The sequence below is a fragment of the Amycolatopsis sp. lyj-108 genome, assembly GCF_046549005.1.
Lineage (GTDB): Bacteria > Actinomycetota > Actinomycetes > Mycobacteriales > Pseudonocardiaceae > Amycolatopsis.
The window spans coordinates 202,039-219,404 of the sequence record NZ_JAJPWQ010000002.1; the positions used below are offsets into that span (position 1 = coordinate 202,039).

The window sequence follows — 17,366 nt, forward strand, 5'->3', positions numbered from 1 at the left end:
GGGCGAAGCCCTTCGGCCCGCCTTCGGAGGCTAAAAGCGGCGGTGCTGACCTGGGATCCCTCAGCCTGGTAGACGCCTCACCGCCGCGCGTCCGCTGTCCACGGAAGGCAGCCAGGCGGTGGCGCACGACACCCGGTCTGGTAGTGTCTTGTCTTGGCCGTGACAGACAGTCGAGGAGGTGAGTCCCGTGAACGTTGGTACGACGAAGTGGGTGCTCTCTCCCTGTCACGGCAGGTGACTGACTTAGATGTCACAGGAGCGCCCCTCAATGGCACTCCTGAAAGGCGACAGCGATTAACGTTAAGCATCGCATCCCTGACCCCGTGATCACGAGGGTCGCAACAGATCAGTGGCACGCCGTCGAAGACGACATCGTCGTCGGTCGCGGTGACACTGCGCGCAAAGTGGATCGGCGGCTGTACATCAGCATCGATACCTGGGATGACGCGGTTTTCGACCGGCTGGCCGCCGCCATGCTGGCGGAGCTGCCGTCACCGCTGTACACGCTCGTCGACGCCGGCGACTCGGAAACGATCTCGAACTGGCAGCGGGCCGGGTTCGCCGAACACCGGCGCGAGCGGGAATACGTGCTGTCGTCCAGCGACGCGCAGACAACCGCGCAGCCCCCGGCCGGAGTGACCCTCGTCGGCGGGGATGGCGTGTTCCGCGCCGAAGTCGACGGCGCCGAGGTCGGCGCGATCTCTTTTCTAACGCTGATGCGGGACGACGGGACACCGCGGATCGCGCGGATCGTCTCCATCACTGTCCGTGCCGAGCAGCGGCGCCGTGGCATCGGCCGCGCGCTGCTGGTTCAGGCGCTGAACGCTGTGCACGCTCGCGGGTTCGCTCTGACGTCGGTCGACGTCGACGAGAGCGACACCGCGGCAATCCTGTTGTTGGAAGGTATCGGCGCTCGCCGTGCCAGTAACACCCTGGAGTTGATGTGTCGAAAGTAAACCGGGGTATCGAAGTCGTCGGCACCATCGTCGAGTGCCTCAAAGACGCCAAGTTCACCGTGGAGCTCGAGAACGGGCACAAGGTACTCGCCCATATCAGTGGAAAGCTGCGCAAGCACTACATCAAGATCTTGCCGCAGGACACGGTGACGGTGGAGCTGAGCCCCTATGACCTGACCCGTGGCCGGATCACCTTCCGGCACCGGATGCAGTAACGCCCAGCTGAGCTACGTCAAGGGCCCCTTCATCGCGTCTAGCGCGGTGAAGGGGCCCTTGACGCGCAGGCCGTTCGGCCCTTCACGGACTTACCGCGTGATGCCAAGGCATGTCGCGAAAGCCACTTTCGCGACGCCAGGCGTCGCGAAAGTGGCTTTCGCGACGCATCTCGACCATGGGTCTCAGCGACAGCACCGGCGTAGCGAAAGCCCGCTCCTCGCTACCGCATGCCAAACACGCGAGTCACGGCTTAGCTCCGCCCCCCCCGCGGGACGAACGGGCTCGCACCGCAGCGCAAGGGGCGAAGGCGTCCTCCACTGCATCGGACGCGGCGAGGGACGCCTTCACCTCACCGTCGGCCCCACCCCGCGACCACGACCCCTTTGCCCTACCCCTCAATAAGTCAAACGTGGCGTGATGCCAAGGCATGTCGCGAAAGCCACTTTCGCGACGCCTGACGTCCCGAAAGTGGCTTTCGCGACACGGCCGCCGGAGCCCAAGTGTCCCGTGTGGACGGACATACGGGACCTGACGACCCGGCCCAGGCCCGCGTCGGCCGGCCAACGGTCGCGTCGCGCGGCACCAGTCAGGTTGACAGTCTTTCCCGGCGACGCCAGGACTTCCTTGCCTGGCCTGTCCTCGGCTGCCTAGCGTTGCATCCGTGACGACGCACACAGTAGAGTCCACAATGGACACCGTCCGGCCGGGAATACTCGATCCCGGCGCGGCGCCCGCCGCCAAGATCGAGCCCGGTGACGAGGTTCTCTACCCTGACACCTGGACGAACTGGCAGAACCGGTTGCGGTACGGCATGTCCTCTGCCGACCGTGCGCGGCTGCGCAAGGAGTACCCGGGCTGCCCGTTCCAGATCGTCGGCCCGGTCGAGGTGGCCGGTGCCGAACCAGGCGACGTCGTCGAGTGCCGTCTGACCGAACTGCGGGTGAGCGACTGGGGCGCCAACGCCTTCCCCACCAGGGCAGGCGCGCTGCCGTACGACTTCGACGAGCCGTACTTCCACGACTTCCGGTTCGACGAGACCCGCACCCGGGCCGACTACGTACACGGGATTTCGCTGCCACTCGACCCGTTCGCCGGCATCATCGCGGTCGAACCGCCGGGCGACGAGCAGACGAGCGCGCTCATCGGCGGCGACCACGGCGGCAATCTGGCCCTTCCCGAACTCACCGTGGGTTCCTCACTGTTCCTCCCCGTCGCCAAGCCGGGGGCCCGGATCTGGCTGGGCGACATTCACGCCCTGCAGGGCGACGGGCTCGTCGACCAGACCGCCCTCAAGTCCACAGCCGAGCGCTTGCGGATGCGGTACGACCTCCACAAGCAGGTGGGCCTGACCCGGCCGCTCGCCGAGACCGACACGTACTGGGTCGGCATCGGGCTGGCCGACAGCCTGGAGGCCGCACTGGTCGACTGCCTGCGCGGCCTGATCGGCTGGTTCAGCGCGGCGTCAGGCGTGACCCGCGCCGAAGCCCACGCCCTGTGCAGCATGGCGGCGAGTTTCCGGGTCACCCAGTACGCGGACCAGACCGAGCCCCACCACGTCGACGTTCCCTTGCCGCCCAAGGGGGTGCACGCCTTGCTGCGCAAGGATATCTTCCCGGCCGACCTGCGTGCCCGGGTCGACCGTTGGCTGCGTCCCGCGGCCTGACGCGGTCACCCGTGCAGTCAAGGTGAGGGATGGGGACCGTGGCACTCGCCGATTAGCGTGCGCCTTGTCGCGCTCGTCCAGTGGTCATCGGTTTTCCCGGACAGGAAGGCGAAACCGGGTAATGAGTACTACACATGTGCATTATGTTCAGCAGTTGCTGACCCATTTCGATGCCGAGCCGGATCGCGCCGCGATGGTCAGCGGTGACACCCTCCTCACCGCCGGGGAATTGGCCGATGCCACCCGACGGGCCGCGACCACGATGCGGCACCATGGCGTCGAGCGCGGCGACGTCGTCGGCATCCTGACCGAGCCGAACACCGCCGCCACGCTGATCCTGCGGTGGGCGGCCAACCTGATGGGGGCGACCGCGGCGCATGTGCGCGGGATGAACGCGGTCGTGCCCGACGACGAGTTGCGCATGGAGTTGCAGCGCGCCGTCGTCGCGGATGTCAGGGCGAAGATGCTGGCGGTCGACGCGGCGAACGAGGAACGGGCACGTGGTCTGCTGGCGGACGCGAGCGATCGGCCGATTCTCGCCGTGCTGGGTGCGGGGCGGCCGGACACTGTGGATTTGACCGCCGGTTCGGGCGACAGCGCGGGCCCGGCCGCGGACATCGTCGACGGTGACCTCGCGGTGATCACCCAGACCAGCGGGTCGAGCGGCCTGCCGAAGGGCGTTTGCTGGACCTTCGGGGTCAAGAACGAGATGGCCACGTCGGCCGTCGGCCGCAGCGGCAGGACGAACCTCCTGATCACCGCACCGCTCACCCATTCCAGCGGGTTCGGCGCGGACGACGCCCTCATCACCGGTGGCATGGTCGTGCTGCATCCCGGTTTCGACGCGGGAGCCGTCCTGCGCGCGGTCGCGAAACACCGGATCGGCAGGCTCATCATCGGCACTCCGCAGGTGTACGCGCTCGCCGAGCATCCGGACCGGCCCGGTACCGACCTGTCCAGCCTGACCGAACTGATCTACACCGGCAGCCACGGGGCACCGCTACGACTGCGCGAGGCGCACGAGATCTTCGGTCCGGTGCTGATCCAGGTGTACGGCACGACCGAGACCGGCGTGCTCACCATGCTCTTCCCGCACGACCACGACGACCTGCGCAAATGCGGCACCGTCGGCAAGCCGGTGAATCCCGGGGCGCTGAGCGTCCGGCACCCGGAGACCGGCGAGGCGCTGGCCGCCGGTGAGGTCGGCGAGATCTGCGCGATTCCGCGCTGGCCGATGGCAGGCTACTGGCGCGAGCCGAAGCTGACCGCGGCGCTCTCCCGTGACGGCTGGGTCCGCACCGGCGACCTCGGGCACCTCGACGCCGACGGTTACCTGCACCTGAGCGGCCGCCTCGCGGACATGATGAAGGTCAAGGGACTCCGAATCCATCCCGAGGCCGTCGAAAAGGTGCTAAGCCAGGTTCCCGGCGTTTCCCAGGTCGCGGTGTGCGGGGTGGAAGACGCCGATCGGGTGGAGCAGATCTACGCCGCCGTGGTGCCCAAGCCCGGTGCGGCGGTGGACGCCGAGGAGCTGCGCCGCCAGGTCGCCGAAGCACTGTCCGACAACCACGTTCCCAGCCTGATCGAGATCTGCCGGGAACTGCCGGTGACCGGTCCTGGCAAACCCGACCGTGCCCGGCTGCGGGCCGATGCCCGCGCGGCACTGGTCCGGCCCGTCTCCCGGGTCTAGCGCACGTTTCATAAGGGCGGTGGGCCGAAGGCTCCCTTCGCCGCGTCTGATGCAGCGAAAGGAGCCTTCGACTCCGGCCGGATACGGGGTCGTGAGTGGCGTTTCGGGTTAGGGCCAAGGGTGTCTTAGGTACCACGTGGGTTCCGGCCGCGGTTGTTCTCAGGCTCGAGTCCGTGAACGACTGCCAGTCAGATGCTTGCGTGAGTGGTCATGGCCCTTCACGACATAAGAGCTCGATGCCGGACCGCCGGAAGCACTGAACGAGCCACCACTCACGACCGGCCCGACCCGCCGCGCCGCCTTGCCTCACCTCTCGAATAAAGGGGCGGGCAGCCACGAGGAGTTTCCTTTGTGGACGGTCCAGGCATTTCCCAGCGCATTACCCGGGTCAATCGGTGTCGGCCTTACGGTCCAGGCGGTGCAGTCAAGGTGAGGGATGGGATCGGGGCATCCGCCGATTAGCCTGCGATTTATCTTCCTTCGATCGCTGGTCATCGGTTTTCCCGGACAGGAAGGCGAAACCGGGTAATGAGTATGACGCATGTGCATTACGTCCAGCAGTTGCTGGACCATTTCGATGCCGAGCCGGATCGCGCCGCGATGGTCAGCGGTGACACCCTCCTCACCACCGGTGAGCTGGCCGATGCCACCCGCCGGGCCGCGGACGTGATGGGCGGGCAGGGCATCACCCGTGGCGACGTCGTCTGCGTCCTGACCGAGACGAACACCGCCGCCACGATGATCCTGCAATGGGCGGTCAATCTGGCGGGGGCGACCGCCGCGCATCTGCGCTGGCTGCACCCGGACGGACCCGAGGACGAGTTGCGCACGGAGCTGCGGCGCGCCCTCGGCACGGATGCCGGTGTACGGATGCTGGCGGTCGACGCGGCGAACGAGGAACGGGCACGTGGTCTGCTGGCGGACGCGAGCGATCGGCCGATTCTCGCCGTGCTGGGTGCGGGGCGGCCGGACACCGTGGATTTGACCGCCGGTTCCGGCGACGGCGCGGGCCCGGCCGCGGACCTCGCGGACGACGACCTCGCGGTGATCACCCAAGTCAGGCTCCCGAGCGGGCGGAACGGCGTCTGCTGGACCTTCGGGGTCAGGAACGCCATGGTCTCGGCGGCCCCCTGCCTGCCACCCATGGCAGGCGCGAGCGCCGACGGCCGGACGAACCTCCTGATCACCACACCGCTCATCCATTCCGACGTGCTCGCCGCGGACGACACGCTCGTCAGCGGCGGCATGGTCGTGCTGCAGCCGGGCTTCGACGCGGGAGCCGTGCTGCGCGCTGTCGCCGAGTACCGGATCAGCCGGCTTTTTCTCGGCACTCCGCAGATGTACGCGCTCGCCGAGCATCCGGACCGGCCCGGCACCGACCTGTCCAGCCTGACCGAGGTGTTCTACTCGGGACGTCCCGAGCCGCAGCGGCTGCGCGAGGTCCAGGAGATCTTCGGCCCGGTGCTGATCCAGGTGTACGGCACGACCGAGACCGGCGTGCTCACCATGCTCGCCGCCGACGAGCACGGCGACCTGGACGTCCGCGGGACGGTCGGCAGACCGGTGAACCCCGGGGGGCTGAGCGTCCGGCACCCGGAGACCGGCGAGGCGCTGGCCGCCGGTGAGGTCGGCGAGGTCTGCGCGATTCCGAGCTGGCCGTCGGCAGGGTATTGGCACGATCCGGAGCTGACCGCGGCGCTCATCCGCGACGGCTGGGTGCGCACCGGCGACCTCGGGCACCTCGACGCCGACGGTTACCTGCACCTGAGCGGCCGCCTCGCGGACTTGATGAAGATCAACGGAGTCCACATCCATCCCGAGGCGGTGGAGAAGGTGCTCGCTCGGCTTCCCGGCGTGTCCCAGACCGCGGTGTGCGGGGTCGAAGACGCCGATCGGGTGGAGCGCGTCTACGCCGCCGTCGTGCCGGAGCCCGGCGCCGTCGTGGACGTCCAGGAGTTGCGCCGCCAGGTCGCCGAAGCACTGTCCGACAACCACGTCCCCAGCCTGATCGAGATTCGCCGATCACTGCCGAAGACCGGCTGGGGCAAACCCGATCGGGTCCAGCTGCGGGCCGATGCCCGCGCGGCGCTGACCCGGCCCGTCTCCCGGGTCTAGGGACCGCATGGATCTCCGTCAGGCGCAGACCAGGGAGGGTCTCGTGAACCGCACCTCCATCATCCGTTACACCGACCATGTTCCCGCCGACCTGCGCCGGTCCTGGGCCGCCGCGGGCCACTATCCGGACCAGGACCTGTATTCCCTGTTCCGTGGGCACGTCCGGCGCGCGCCTCAGGCGCCCGCCGTGCTGGACGCCGAGGGGACGGTCAGCTACGGCGAACTGGACCGCACCGCCCGGCGGCTGGCCGCGGGGCTGGCGCAGCTCGGCGTAGGCCCGGGCGACGTAGTGGCGGTCCAGCTGCCCAACGCCCGTCTCGCCTGTGCTGTCGACCTCGCCGTCGCCGCGGTAGGCGCCATCGTGCTGCCGTTCCCGCTCGGCCGTGGCGACCGCGACGCGGTGAGCCTGTTGCGCCGCTCCGAGGCGGTCGTGGTGATCACCGTCGCCGATCACCACGGCTATCCCTGCGCCGAGCGCATCCGGAAACACGCCGACGCCCTGCCCATGCTGCGTGCCGTCGTCGTCGCCGGGGACGGTGTCACCGGGCCACCGGGCTGTGTGCCGATCGAGGCCCTGTTCGCCGCCACTTCGGACGAGTTCGCGCCGAGGGAGATCGATCCCGACGGACCGGCGCGGATCCTGGTCACCTCCGGGTCCGAGGCGGAACCGAAGATGGTCGTGTATTCGCACAACGCGCTGGCCGGCGGGCGGGGGGTGATGATGGCCGGTCTGCACCGGGGAACTCCGGCCTCGATGCGCAACCTCTTCCTCGTCCCGCTGGCGTCGGCTTTCGGCTCCAGCGGGACGCCGGTCACCCTCGCGACCCTCGGCGGGACCCTCGTGCTGAGGCCTGCCTTCGACGCCGCCGCGACGCTGCGGACCATCGCCGACACCCGGCCCACTCACCTGCTGGGGGTGCCGACGATGCTGCGGATGCTGCTGGACTGTCCTGGGCTCCCGGACGCCGACCTCGGCTCTCTGCAGGCCGCCGTGCTCGGTGGGTCCGCGCTCGACCTGGACACCGCGCGGCGCGCCGAGGAGCTCTTGGGGTGCACGGTCGTCTCGCTGTACGGGTCGGCCGACGGAGTCTCGTGCAACAGCGGTCTCGGCCGTTACGACGGTACGGTCGGCCGTCCCGACCCCGCCGTCGCGGACATCCGCGTCGTCGGCCAGGACGGAGCCGAGCTGGCGGCCGGAGCCACCGGCGAGGTCGTCGCCCGCGGCCCGATGTCGCCGATGAGTTACCTCAATTCCGCCGAGCTGGACAGCACGCTGCGCACCGCGGACGGCTGGACCCGTACCGGAGATCTCGGGTTGATCGACGACCGCGGCAGGCTACGGATCGTCGGCCGCCGCAAGGACGTCGTCATCCGCGGCGGCCTCAACATCAGCCCGGCGGAGGTCGAGTCGGTGCTGATCACGCATCCCGCGGTCCGTGACGTCGCCTGCGTGGCGGTGGCGGATCCGCTGTACGGCGAGCGCGTCTGCGCCTGCGTCGCCACTTCGGCCGAGCTGAGCCTCGCCGAGATCACCGCGCACCTCGCCGCGGCCGGGATGGAGCCACGGAAGTTCCCGGAACGGCTGGTGCTGCTGGCCGCCCTGCCGCTGAGCGCCGCGGGAAAGGTGGACCGGCAAGCGCTGCGGGTGCTGGCCGCGAACGAGGGATCCGACGCGACCCGGTGAAAGCCGGTCCAGAACAGAGGATGTCATCGCATGACTGAGGGAATCTCGGAACCGATCTCGTATCTGCGGCACTGGGATCGCACCGAACCGTTCGACCCGCCGTCGGTACTCGGCGAGCTGGTCCGGACGCGGCCACTGACCCGGATGGTGTACCCGGACGGTCACGTCGGCTGGCTGGCCACCAGCCACGAACTGGCCCGCGAGGTGCTCAGCAGTCAAGCGTTCAGCCACCGGTTCCACACCACCCACGCCCCCGTGACGAAGAAGGGCGAGATCTTCCCGTCCGTGCCCATCGTGCCGGGTGGGTTCATCCACATGGACCCGCCGGAGCACACCCGCTACCGGAATCTGCTCAGCGGCGAGTTCAGCGCCCGCGCCACGGCGGCGTATGCCCCGCGGGTGGCCGAGCTGGCCACCGCACAACTCGCGGAGGTCCGGGAGCACGGCTCGCCGGTCGACCTCCTGCCGGCCTATGTCCGGCCACTTTCACTGCGGGTGCTGTGCGAGGTGCTGGGGATCCCGTTCGCCGGCAGCTCGGTCCTGTCCGCACTGAGCGACAGTGCCACCGACGACGAGGTCAGCCTTGAGGAGGAACGGGAGGCCGGGACGCGGGCGTACTTCCACCTGCTGGACCTCGTGGGCAAGGCACGGGTCGAGCCCGGCGAGAACGTCATCGGGCGGCTGGCGGCCGAGCCCGAGCTGACCGACCGCGAGATCACCAACATGCTGCTGATCGTCTTCGCGGCGGGCTTCGCCAGTTGCGAAGGCGCGCTCGCTTCGTCGTTGCTGTCACTGCTGTACCACGGCGACCAGCTCGAGAGGCTGCGTTCGGCCGCCAGGACCGGCGGCTCCGGCGGCATCGAGGGAATGGTCGAGGAGCTGTTGCGGTACACCTCGGTCAACCAGTTCCAGATCTTCCGGACCGCACTGTCCGATGTGGAGCTCGGTGGAGAGCTGATCCGCGAGGGGGAGACGGTGACGGTCGCGTTGCCGTCGGCCAACCGTGATCCGGCCAAGTTCGGTTGTCCCGACCGGTTGGAGCTGACCCAGGACGCGTCCGCTCAGCTGGCCTTCGGGTACGGCGTGCACGCCTGCGTCGGGCAGCGACTGGCCCGGCTCGTGCTGGCCGAGGCGCTGACCGCGCTGGTACTCGGCCTGCCAGGACTCGCTCTGGACGTGCCGCTGCAGGAGGTTCCGGTCCGGCTGAAGACACCGGTGCTGAGCGTCCTGCGACTGCCCGTGCGTTATTGATCCCGGCCCGTTCGCGGGCGGCCGGATGGCATCCGGCCGCCCGCGAACGTTTTGCCGGCTTTACCGGCGCGAACTCGGCGCCCGATCGGCGCAGGCCAGCAGCGAATCGCGGACGTGGTCGTGGATCGAATCCATCTGCTCGGTGGTGAAACACTGCGTGCTGTACGGCATTTCGAGACTGAACCGGCCGTAGATCGTCGCGGGCGACGCGAGCAGCGGGCCCGCCCCGCGCGCCGGGTCCCACCGGCTGGACAGCGGGAACTTCGTCATGTCGGTGATTTCCAGGCCCTTCGGCGACGGCGGCCCGTCGATCTTCCCGACGTTGGTGAGCACCAGGCTGGTCGGCCACAGCTGGGGGTGGGGGAGCAGCCTGTCCAATGCCTGCATCTCCAGCGCCGCGTCACCTCGTCCCATCGCGGCGCGCAGCTCGGTGGTGAACCGGTGACCGAGTTTGACCAGGTCGACGCCGTCGGGCACGTCGAGCAGATCGCGGAACCAGGAGACCATCGGCACCATCGCCTCGTGGCTGAGGCCCGGCGCGACCTGGTCGCGCAGGTCGACCGTGCAGAAACTGGACAGCCGGTGCCCTGCCAGCTCTTCGGGCAAACCGTCGCGGACGGCCGCCAGCAGTGCCGCGGCGACCAGCCCGTTCATCGACACTCCGGCGTCCTTGGCGAAGGCCAGCAGGCCGGTCGTCTCCGCTTCGGTCAGCCGGAGCCGGCGCGACGTCATCAGGCTCTCCGGCGGCACCGCCGAGGCGGACCCGGCCGCACTGAACGGCAGAGACGCCACCGGTGCGCCTTCGGCACGCTTGAGCCGCTCCTGGACATAGGCGTCCAGTTCGGCATCGCTGCGCGACGGCAGCCAGTCGTCGAGCGGTGACGGCCACTCCTGCGGCCCCGGTGGCGGGCCCGAGTAGCCGCCGGACTGGATGTCGATGTACCGCTGCCAGATCCGGCTGCAGAACGCGGTCGCGCTGCGGCCGTCGGAGATCGCGTGGTCGACGCCGAACATCACGACGTCCTCATCGGAACCGGTCAGCAGGACGGCACGGGCGAGCGGGCCACCGAGGTGCAACGGCTTGTTGTACTCCTCGATCCGCGCACCGGGCTCGTTGCGCCGGACGTGCAGGCGCGGCAGCTCACCCGGGTCCAGCAGGCTGAGGTAGAAGTCGTCACCGTCCTTCTCCAGCCTGCTGCGCAAACCCGGCGCCTCCGCGAGCACAGCGGTGAACGCCGCGTCCAGGATCTGCGCGTCGACGCCGCCGCGCACCACGCAGATCTGCAGCGCCTGCGTCCTGATCTCGCTGACGTACATCCGTTCCGACCGGGCAATCCGTCGGCGCATGCCTTCCTCCTCGGTTGTCGTGGTCAGCCGACTTCGCCGGCCAGGATCATGTCGCGGTGCGCTTGCCAAGCACCGTCGTCGCTGAGGGTGCGGGCCTTCTCGATGCCGGCCCGGACGGTCAGATATCGACGGCCTTTCAACACGACCTGGCCGTCGGAGACCGCTCGGCTGTAAAGCCCGCCGTCGTCGTCGCCTGCCGCGAGCGCGGCGTTGATCGCCTTTTCCGCCGGCGCCCAGTCCGACCGGTCGCGGACTTTCGCGGTGAACTCGTAGACCGTGCTCCACTGGCCGAGCCTGGGACGGCGCCGCAGCGACACACCGTCGCCGTCAGGGACGAGCCGGTACCGGCAGCCGTACTGGCGTTGCTCGACGCCACCGCCGTCGAGGTTCAGCGGCTCGACGAACGACGGCCCGGCGTACCCGACGTCGGCCAGCCAGGATTCGCCGTCCACGCGGGCCAGGATGAGCATGTGCTCGACCTCGACGCCGTAGGACCGGCGACCCTCCGCCGTCGTACCGGCGATCAGGTCGGCATCGAACCCGAGGTCGCGCAGCAGCCGCAGGAACAGCCGGGTCAGCTGGACGCAGCCGCCGCCGTTGCCCGCCGCGACCACCGAGTCGAACGTCGCGTCCTCGTCGAAGTCGACCAGATCGACCAGCCGTCCGCTCGGCGCCGGCACGGCCAGCGAGCCCGCGCTGTTGAACGGGATGGCCTCCATATGCCGCTTGTGGAGTCCGACCAGGGTCGCGAGCTCCGCGGCCGGGCGGCCGGAGGCGGGGTCGTAGCCCAACCGCCGGAGGTACGTGTCGCGGTCGTACATCGTCCGTCCCCCTCTGGGTACCCTCGCGCCTGACCAGGGCCGAAGGCTCCCTTCGCCGCATCAGACGCGGCGAAGGGAGCCTTCACCCCACAAGCAGCCTCACGATTTGCCTTATCCCGCAAGGGAACCGATCTCGACGACCACCTTGCCGAGGGTGCCGCCCTGCACGGCGTCCTGCGCCTCACCGGTGTTCGGGTGCGGGAACCGATGGATCGGCAGCCCGGCCTCCTCGCCGACGGCGAGTGCCCCCTCGGCCGCCGCTCTCGTGATGTCGGCCGACGCGAGGTCCTTGGCCGCCGCGGGCAGCGTCATCACCAGTACGAATTGAAGGCGCGTGTTCCGGCCGATCACCTTCTTGGTCGGGAACGCCAGCACGCTGTCCCCCTCGGTGCCGTACGCGGCGATGGTGCCGTTCGGTGCCAGCACCTCCACGGCGGTGTCGATGTTCTTGGTCGCCGCCACCTCGACGATGAGGTCCACCCCGTCGGGCGCGACGGCGCGGATATCGGCCTCCGCCGTGTCCGACCGATAGTCGACGGTGTGTGCCGCGCCGGCGACGCGGGCCAGTTTCGCTTTCTCCTGACTGCTGACCGTCGCGATCACGGTCGCCCCGGACCAGGCGCCGAGCTGGATCGCGGCATGGCCGACGGCTCCGGCGCCACCGGCGACCAGCACGGTCCGTCCGGTCAGGGTGCCGGGGCCGAGCCGGTCGGGGCCCTTCTGCCCGGTGAGCAGGCAGCGGTGGGCGGCGACCGCCGGGAGGCCGAGGCAGGCGCCGGCCTCGAACGAAACGTTCGACGGCAGTGGCACCGCCTGGCGGGACGGGACGACGGAATACTCGGCGGCCGTGCCGTGGGGTCGTTTGTACGCCGCCTCCCATACCCACACCCGCTGGCCGATCCGTTCCCGGTCGACGCCCGCTCCGACGGCGTCGATCACTCCGCTGCCGTCATTGTGCGGGATCACCTCGGGGAACATCAGGGTGCCGTTGCGGTGACCGAACTCCCTGCCCTTCCAGTCCGAGTGGTTCACCCCGGAGACCGCGACCCGGACCCGGACCTCACCGGGTCCCGGCTCGGGTACCGGCCGGTCGACGAACCGGAGAACGTCAATTCCGCCGGTCGACGAATATACGATCGCCTTCATGTTGAAAGATCATTCGACATATTTTCCACTCGCCAGGGTAAGTGGTGCGGATACTGTCAAACCAGGTGATGTCGCGGCCGACGAGACCAAGCCGGCAGGTCGGAAACCTGCCGGCTTTCGCATCCGGCCAGATAGCTCTATTTGCCGGACTCGCCGTTGTCTTCGAATGAAGACACCAGCGGCCGCAACGGGGTGAAATCGTGCCAGGGATTCTGGATGATCTCACGCCACGTCGCGTCGTGCCCGCGGACCTTGAGCCGGAAGTAGACCGTACGCCGGATGGAGTCGGACAAGTTGCTGCCGACGTTGTGGCCGACCATGTAGTGCTTCAGCAGCAGGTCTCCCGCTTTGCCGCGCACCTGCTCCCGCTCGGGCAGCTCGATGTCCGGGTAGGAGGTGAACGCGTCGGGCCCCTTCTCGCGGAAGTACTTCGCGTGAGCGCGGTGCGTTCCCGGCCAGACGTAGAGGTTCCCCGTGTCGTCGCCGTCCTGGTCGGTGAGGAAGAAACCGGCGAGCATGGTGAAGGTCCGCGGGGGTTCATCGGCCTTTCGGCGCATGCCGCCATCGATATGCGGCATTCCCCGGTCGTCGGTGTAGGGCGGATAAGTCATCGCGATCTGCGTCTGCCACGGATATTCCATGGCGCCGTCACCGGTGAGTTCTTCGGCGAGCTCGAACGCGGGGGTGTCACGCAAAAGCGCCGCCAGGTCCGGCTCCTCATCCCATTTCGGGAACATGAAGTGCGGTCCGGCGTGCCCTTCCTCGGGCTGATGCTTGCGCAGCTGTCCGTCCACCGCCGCGTTGGCCGCGGCCAGGATGTCCGGAGGGACGACATCCGGGATCACGAGGTAGCCACGTTCGGCGAACTCCAGCAACTGTTCGCGAGTCAACTTCCGCCGCACGCTCAACGTTTTCGAGTCGATGCTGCTCGGCATGGCCTCGGTGGGCGGGGCAGGCGCGGCGCGCCTCGCCGATTCCATGATCGCCCGCTCGATCGCCTCCGTGGCAGACGCGCCACCGCGGGTCAGGGCGGCAATCGCCTGCTCGATCCGGTCGTCAACGCGAATGGTGATCGTGTCGTTTTCAGCCACGAATTGGCCACCCTTCCTGTCACATCTGATGTCTGGGACGTTCAGCCGATGCTATGGCGGGGCCGGAGTGATCCGTATCCCTCGGTCTGACAGCACCCGGAGCCAATGTCACGTAGCTCAAGTCGATCTTGAGCGGCTGCCGGTCAGCTCGATCAAGCCGGGCAGGCACCGGCAGCGGACCCGGGGCGCGACTGTCCACACGGGACGCCAGTCCGGGTCGGGTGCTTTGCGCAGCTGCGAGAGTGGCCGTGAGCGTTTTCCTGGTAGTGAGGGCCTCCTTGCCTACTCTGACGGTAGTGAAGGAGGCTTTCGCTACCGTCCGATGTGATCCTTGGTGACCGTGGGACGGCTGTGGCCTCGGTGGCCGGTCGGTAGGGCGTGACTCGCGTGTCTGGATGCCGCACACGCGAGTTCCGTCTCTAAGCACGCGAATTACCACTCACGACCCCTTGGCAGAACCACCCATTTCATCATCAATCAGACATACTGTGTCCACAGTGGACAACAGGAGGGCGTGCCGGCTCCCGTCGGCCAGGGCGACCGAGCGCTTGACCTGCGGCAACCGTCGCCACTTGCGCGTGGCGGCCGGGCGGTTCGAGACCGTCGACGCCGGAAGCGTGACCGGCCCGGGGCGGGCACGCCATCCCGTGGGCCGACTGTGCGCTCAACGGTTCACCCGCGACAACTAGCAGCGTGCGGGATGCCAGGACCCCGCTGTCCGGACGTACCGTGTCCGCTGAGCATCGCGCCACACAAGTGGGTTCTTCATGGGGTGACGAAGTCCGAACGGTCATTGTCTGTTTTCCTGCCTCACCCAGGTATTCCGCGCGAGCTTTCGAGTATCCGGCCCGTTGGCGGCCGTCTCGGTGATTCACGAGTTGTGGGCGAAAAACCTGCCGTGCGATGCCGTACGGCTACCGGATACGCAAGAGATATCAGCGCCGGTTCGATCGGATCGGCTGGGGTGATTCGCCCGCGAGGGAGGACGACGGTGACGATCCGGGTATGGGACTACCTGCCGGAGTACCACGACGAACGCGAGGAAGTGCTCGCCGCGGTGGCGAAGGTGTTCGAGTCCGGCCAGTTGATCCTCGGCTCGAGCGTGGCCGGGTTCGAGACGGAGTTCGCGGCGTACCACGGTGTCGCCCACTGCGCCGGTGTCGACAACGGCACCAACGCGCTCAAGCTGGGGTTGCAGGCGCTCGGTGTGGGAGCGGGGGACGAGGTGATCACGGTCGCCAACACCGCCGCACCGACCGTGGTGGCCATCGACGGGACGGGTGCGAAGCCGGTTTTCGTCGATGTGCGCGAGGACGACTTCCTCATGGACACCGACCAGATCGAGGCCGCGATCGGCCCGCGCACCCGGGCGCTCGTGCCCGTGCACCTGTACGGCCAGTGCGTCGACATGGCCCCGCTGAGCCGGTTGGCCGCCCGGTATGGCCTGGTCGTCCTGGAAGATTGCGCCCAAGCGCACGGCGCGCGCCACCACGGACGGCAGGCGGGCGCGATGGGCGATGCCGCCGCCTTCTCGTTCTATCCCACGAAGGTTCTCGGCGCCTACGGCGACGGCGGCGCCGTGATCACCGGCGACGAGTGCACCGACCAGAACCTCCGGCGCCTGCGCTACTACGGCATGGAGGACCGCTACTACGTGGAGCGGACCCCCGGGCACAACAGCCGCCTTGACGAGGTGCAGGCGGAGATCCTGCGGGGCAAGCTGCGCCGGCTCGACGCGTACATCTCGGGGCGCCGCGCGATCGCGCGGCGCTACGACGAGGCGCTGAGCGACCTCGCCGCGCCCGGTGGGCTCGTGCTGCCCGCGGTGTCGTCAGGGAACGAGCACGTGTACTACCTGTACGTGGTTCGCCACCCCAGGCGGGACGAGATCATCGAGCGGCTGCGCGCGTACGACATCGCGCTGAACATCAGCTATCCCTGGCCGGTGCACACGATGGCGGGATTCGAGAACCTCGGATACGCCAAGGGTTCGCTGCCGGTCACCGAGAAACTGGCGGACGAGGTGTTCTCGCTGCCGATGTACCCGTCGCTGCCACTCGACCGGCAGCAGGCGGTGATCCGGGCACTTCGCGAGGTGCTGGCCGGTTTCTGAGACAACCCATCTGGTACGGAGGGAACACCATGCCGGGAGAACTGGCGACCGCCACTTGCCGAGTGTGCGACGGCGATGTCCACGAGTTCCTCGACCTCGGCCGTCAGCCACTGTCCGACGCTTTCCGGGAGCCCGGCAGCGATGCCACGGAGTTCTTCTTCCGGCTCGCCGTTGGCCGATGCGAGTCCTGCACGATGGTGCAGCTCACCGAGCCGGTACCGCGGGAGAAGATGTTCCACGAGGATTACCCGTACCACTCGTCCGGTTCGGCGGTGATGCGTGAGCACTTCGCGAGCGTCGCACGACGGTTCCTCGCCACCGAGCTGGCCGTGCCGGACCCGTTCATCGTCGAGATGGGCTGCAACGACGGCGTCATGCTGAGCACGATCCACCGGGCAGGCGTACGTCATCTGGGCTTCGAGCCCTCCGGGCGGGTGGCCGAGCTGGCCCGCGCCGAGGGCGTCCGGGTCCGTACCGCGTTCTTCGAGGACGCGACGGCGGCGGAGGTCCGTGCGGCGGAAGGGCCGGCCCAGGTCGTCTTCGCGGCGAACACCATGTGCCACATCCCGTACCCGGACTCGATCTTCCGCGGCGTCGACGCGCTGCTGGCGCCGGACGGCGTGTTCGTGTTCGAGGACCCGTATCTCGGTGACGTGGTGGAGAAGACGTCCTTCGATCAGATCTACGACGAGCATTTCTTCCTGTTCAGCGCACACTCCGTGCGGGCCATGGCCGAGCATCACGGATTCGAACTGGTCGACGTGGAACGGCTGCCGGTGCACGGCGGCGAGATCCGGTACACCCTCGCCCGGGCCGGGAAGCGCACGCCCAGCGCCGCGGTCGCCGCCCTGCTCGCCGAGGAGGACGCCCGCGGATTGTCCGGCATGGCGACCCTGCGCCGGTTCGCCGACGGCGTGATGCGCGTGCGTGACGATCTGGTGGAACTGCTGCGACGGCTGCGCGTCGACGGATCCCGCGTGGTCGCCTACGGTGCCACGGCGAAAAGCGCCACCGTCACCAACTTCTGTGATATCGGACCGGAACTCGTCTCCTACGTGTGTGACAGCACGCCCGCGAAACAGCACCGGATGACGCCCGGCAAGCACATCCCGGTACGCCCGCCGACCGCGTTCCGCGATCCGTACCCGGACTACGCGCTGCTGTTCGCCTGGAACCACGCCGACGAAATCATGGCGAACGAACAGGAGTTCCGGCGCTCCGGCGGGCGATGGATCAGCTATGTGCCGAACGTCCGGGTGCTTTGAGGGGATCG

13 protein-coding genes are annotated in these 17,366 nt (G+C 68.6%); 9 read left to right on the forward strand and 4 right to left on the reverse strand.

Translation table 11 applies throughout. The annotated features are described in order from the left end of the window. Positions 1–323: 323 nt before the first annotated feature. The 7 genes from ACLJO0_RS07195 (at position 324) to ACLJO0_RS07225 (ending at position 9,575) form a co-directional block, all read left to right on the forward strand. Positions 324–956 (forward strand): GNAT family N-acetyltransferase, encoded by a 633-nt coding sequence (locus ACLJO0_RS07195; protein WP_410577117.1) that lies wholly within the window; start codon positions 324–326, stop codon positions 954–956. Then, the gene (infA, locus tag ACLJO0_RS07200) at positions 944–1,171 is read left to right on the forward strand and encodes a translation initiation factor IF-1 (protein ID WP_125787323.1); all 228 of its coding nucleotides are present in this window, start codon (positions 944–946) and stop codon (positions 1,169–1,171) included. The genes ACLJO0_RS07195 and infA overlap by 13 nt, the downstream gene beginning before the upstream one ends. A 662-nt stretch (positions 1,172–1,833) precedes the next feature. Further along, the gene (locus tag ACLJO0_RS07205) at positions 1,834–2,835 is read left to right on the forward strand and encodes an acetamidase/formamidase family protein (RefSeq protein ID WP_410577118.1); all 1,002 of its coding nucleotides are present in this window, start codon (positions 1,834–1,836) and stop codon (positions 2,833–2,835) included. A gap of 154 nt (positions 2,836–2,989) precedes the next feature. Continuing rightward, the gene (locus tag ACLJO0_RS07210) at positions 2,990–4,525 is read left to right on the forward strand and encodes an AMP-binding protein (protein WP_410577119.1); all 1,536 of its coding nucleotides are present in this window, start codon (positions 2,990–2,992) and stop codon (positions 4,523–4,525) included. Between the two features lie 534 nt (positions 4,526–5,059). Then, complete coding sequence (locus ACLJO0_RS07215) at positions 5,060–6,640, forward strand: class I adenylate-forming enzyme family protein (RefSeq protein ID WP_410577120.1); 1,581 nt, start codon at positions 5,060–5,062, stop codon at positions 6,638–6,640. A gap of 43 nt (positions 6,641–6,683) precedes the next feature. Continuing rightward, positions 6,684–8,324, forward strand: coding sequence for a class I adenylate-forming enzyme family protein (locus ACLJO0_RS07220; RefSeq protein ID WP_410577121.1), 1,641 nt, complete (start codon positions 6,684–6,686; stop codon positions 8,322–8,324). Between the two features lie 30 nt (positions 8,325–8,354). Continuing rightward, positions 8,355–9,575, forward strand: coding sequence for a cytochrome P450 (locus ACLJO0_RS07225; RefSeq protein ID WP_410577122.1), 1,221 nt, complete (start codon positions 8,355–8,357; stop codon positions 9,573–9,575). A gap of 60 nt (positions 9,576–9,635) precedes the next feature. On the opposite strand, the gene ACLJO0_RS07230 is transcribed toward ACLJO0_RS07225, so the two are convergent. The 4 genes from ACLJO0_RS07230 to ACLJO0_RS07245 form a co-directional block, all read right to left on the reverse strand. Further along, a complete protein-coding gene (locus tag ACLJO0_RS07230) occupies positions 9,636–10,922 on the reverse strand; it encodes a phthiocerol/phthiodiolone dimycocerosyl transferase family protein (protein WP_410577123.1) in 1,287 nt (428 codons plus the stop codon). 23 nt (positions 10,923–10,945) lie between these two features. After that, positions 10,946–11,743, reverse strand: a complete 798-nt coding sequence (locus ACLJO0_RS07235; protein ID WP_410577124.1) for an arylamine N-acetyltransferase family protein — start codon at positions 11,741–11,743, stop codon at positions 10,946–10,948. A gap of 111 nt (positions 11,744–11,854) precedes the next feature. Then, positions 11,855–12,889, reverse strand: a complete 1,035-nt coding sequence (locus tag ACLJO0_RS07240; RefSeq protein WP_410577125.1) for an NADPH:quinone reductase — start codon at positions 12,887–12,889, stop codon at positions 11,855–11,857. Between the two features lie 137 nt (positions 12,890–13,026). Further along, complete coding sequence (locus ACLJO0_RS07245) at positions 13,027–13,980, reverse strand: phytanoyl-CoA dioxygenase family protein (RefSeq protein WP_410577126.1); 954 nt, start codon at positions 13,978–13,980, stop codon at positions 13,027–13,029. A 991-nt stretch (positions 13,981–14,971) separates the two neighbouring features. Between ACLJO0_RS07245 and ACLJO0_RS07250 the strand changes: the two genes are divergently transcribed. Further along, positions 14,972–16,093, forward strand: a complete 1,122-nt coding sequence (locus tag ACLJO0_RS07250; RefSeq protein WP_410577127.1) for a DegT/DnrJ/EryC1/StrS family aminotransferase — start codon at positions 14,972–14,974, stop codon at positions 16,091–16,093. A gap of 29 nt (positions 16,094–16,122) precedes the next feature. Further along, positions 16,123–17,358, forward strand: coding sequence for a methyltransferase domain-containing protein (locus tag ACLJO0_RS07255; RefSeq protein ID WP_410577128.1), 1,236 nt, complete (start codon positions 16,123–16,125; stop codon positions 17,356–17,358). Positions 17,359–17,366: the final 8 nt, after the last annotated feature.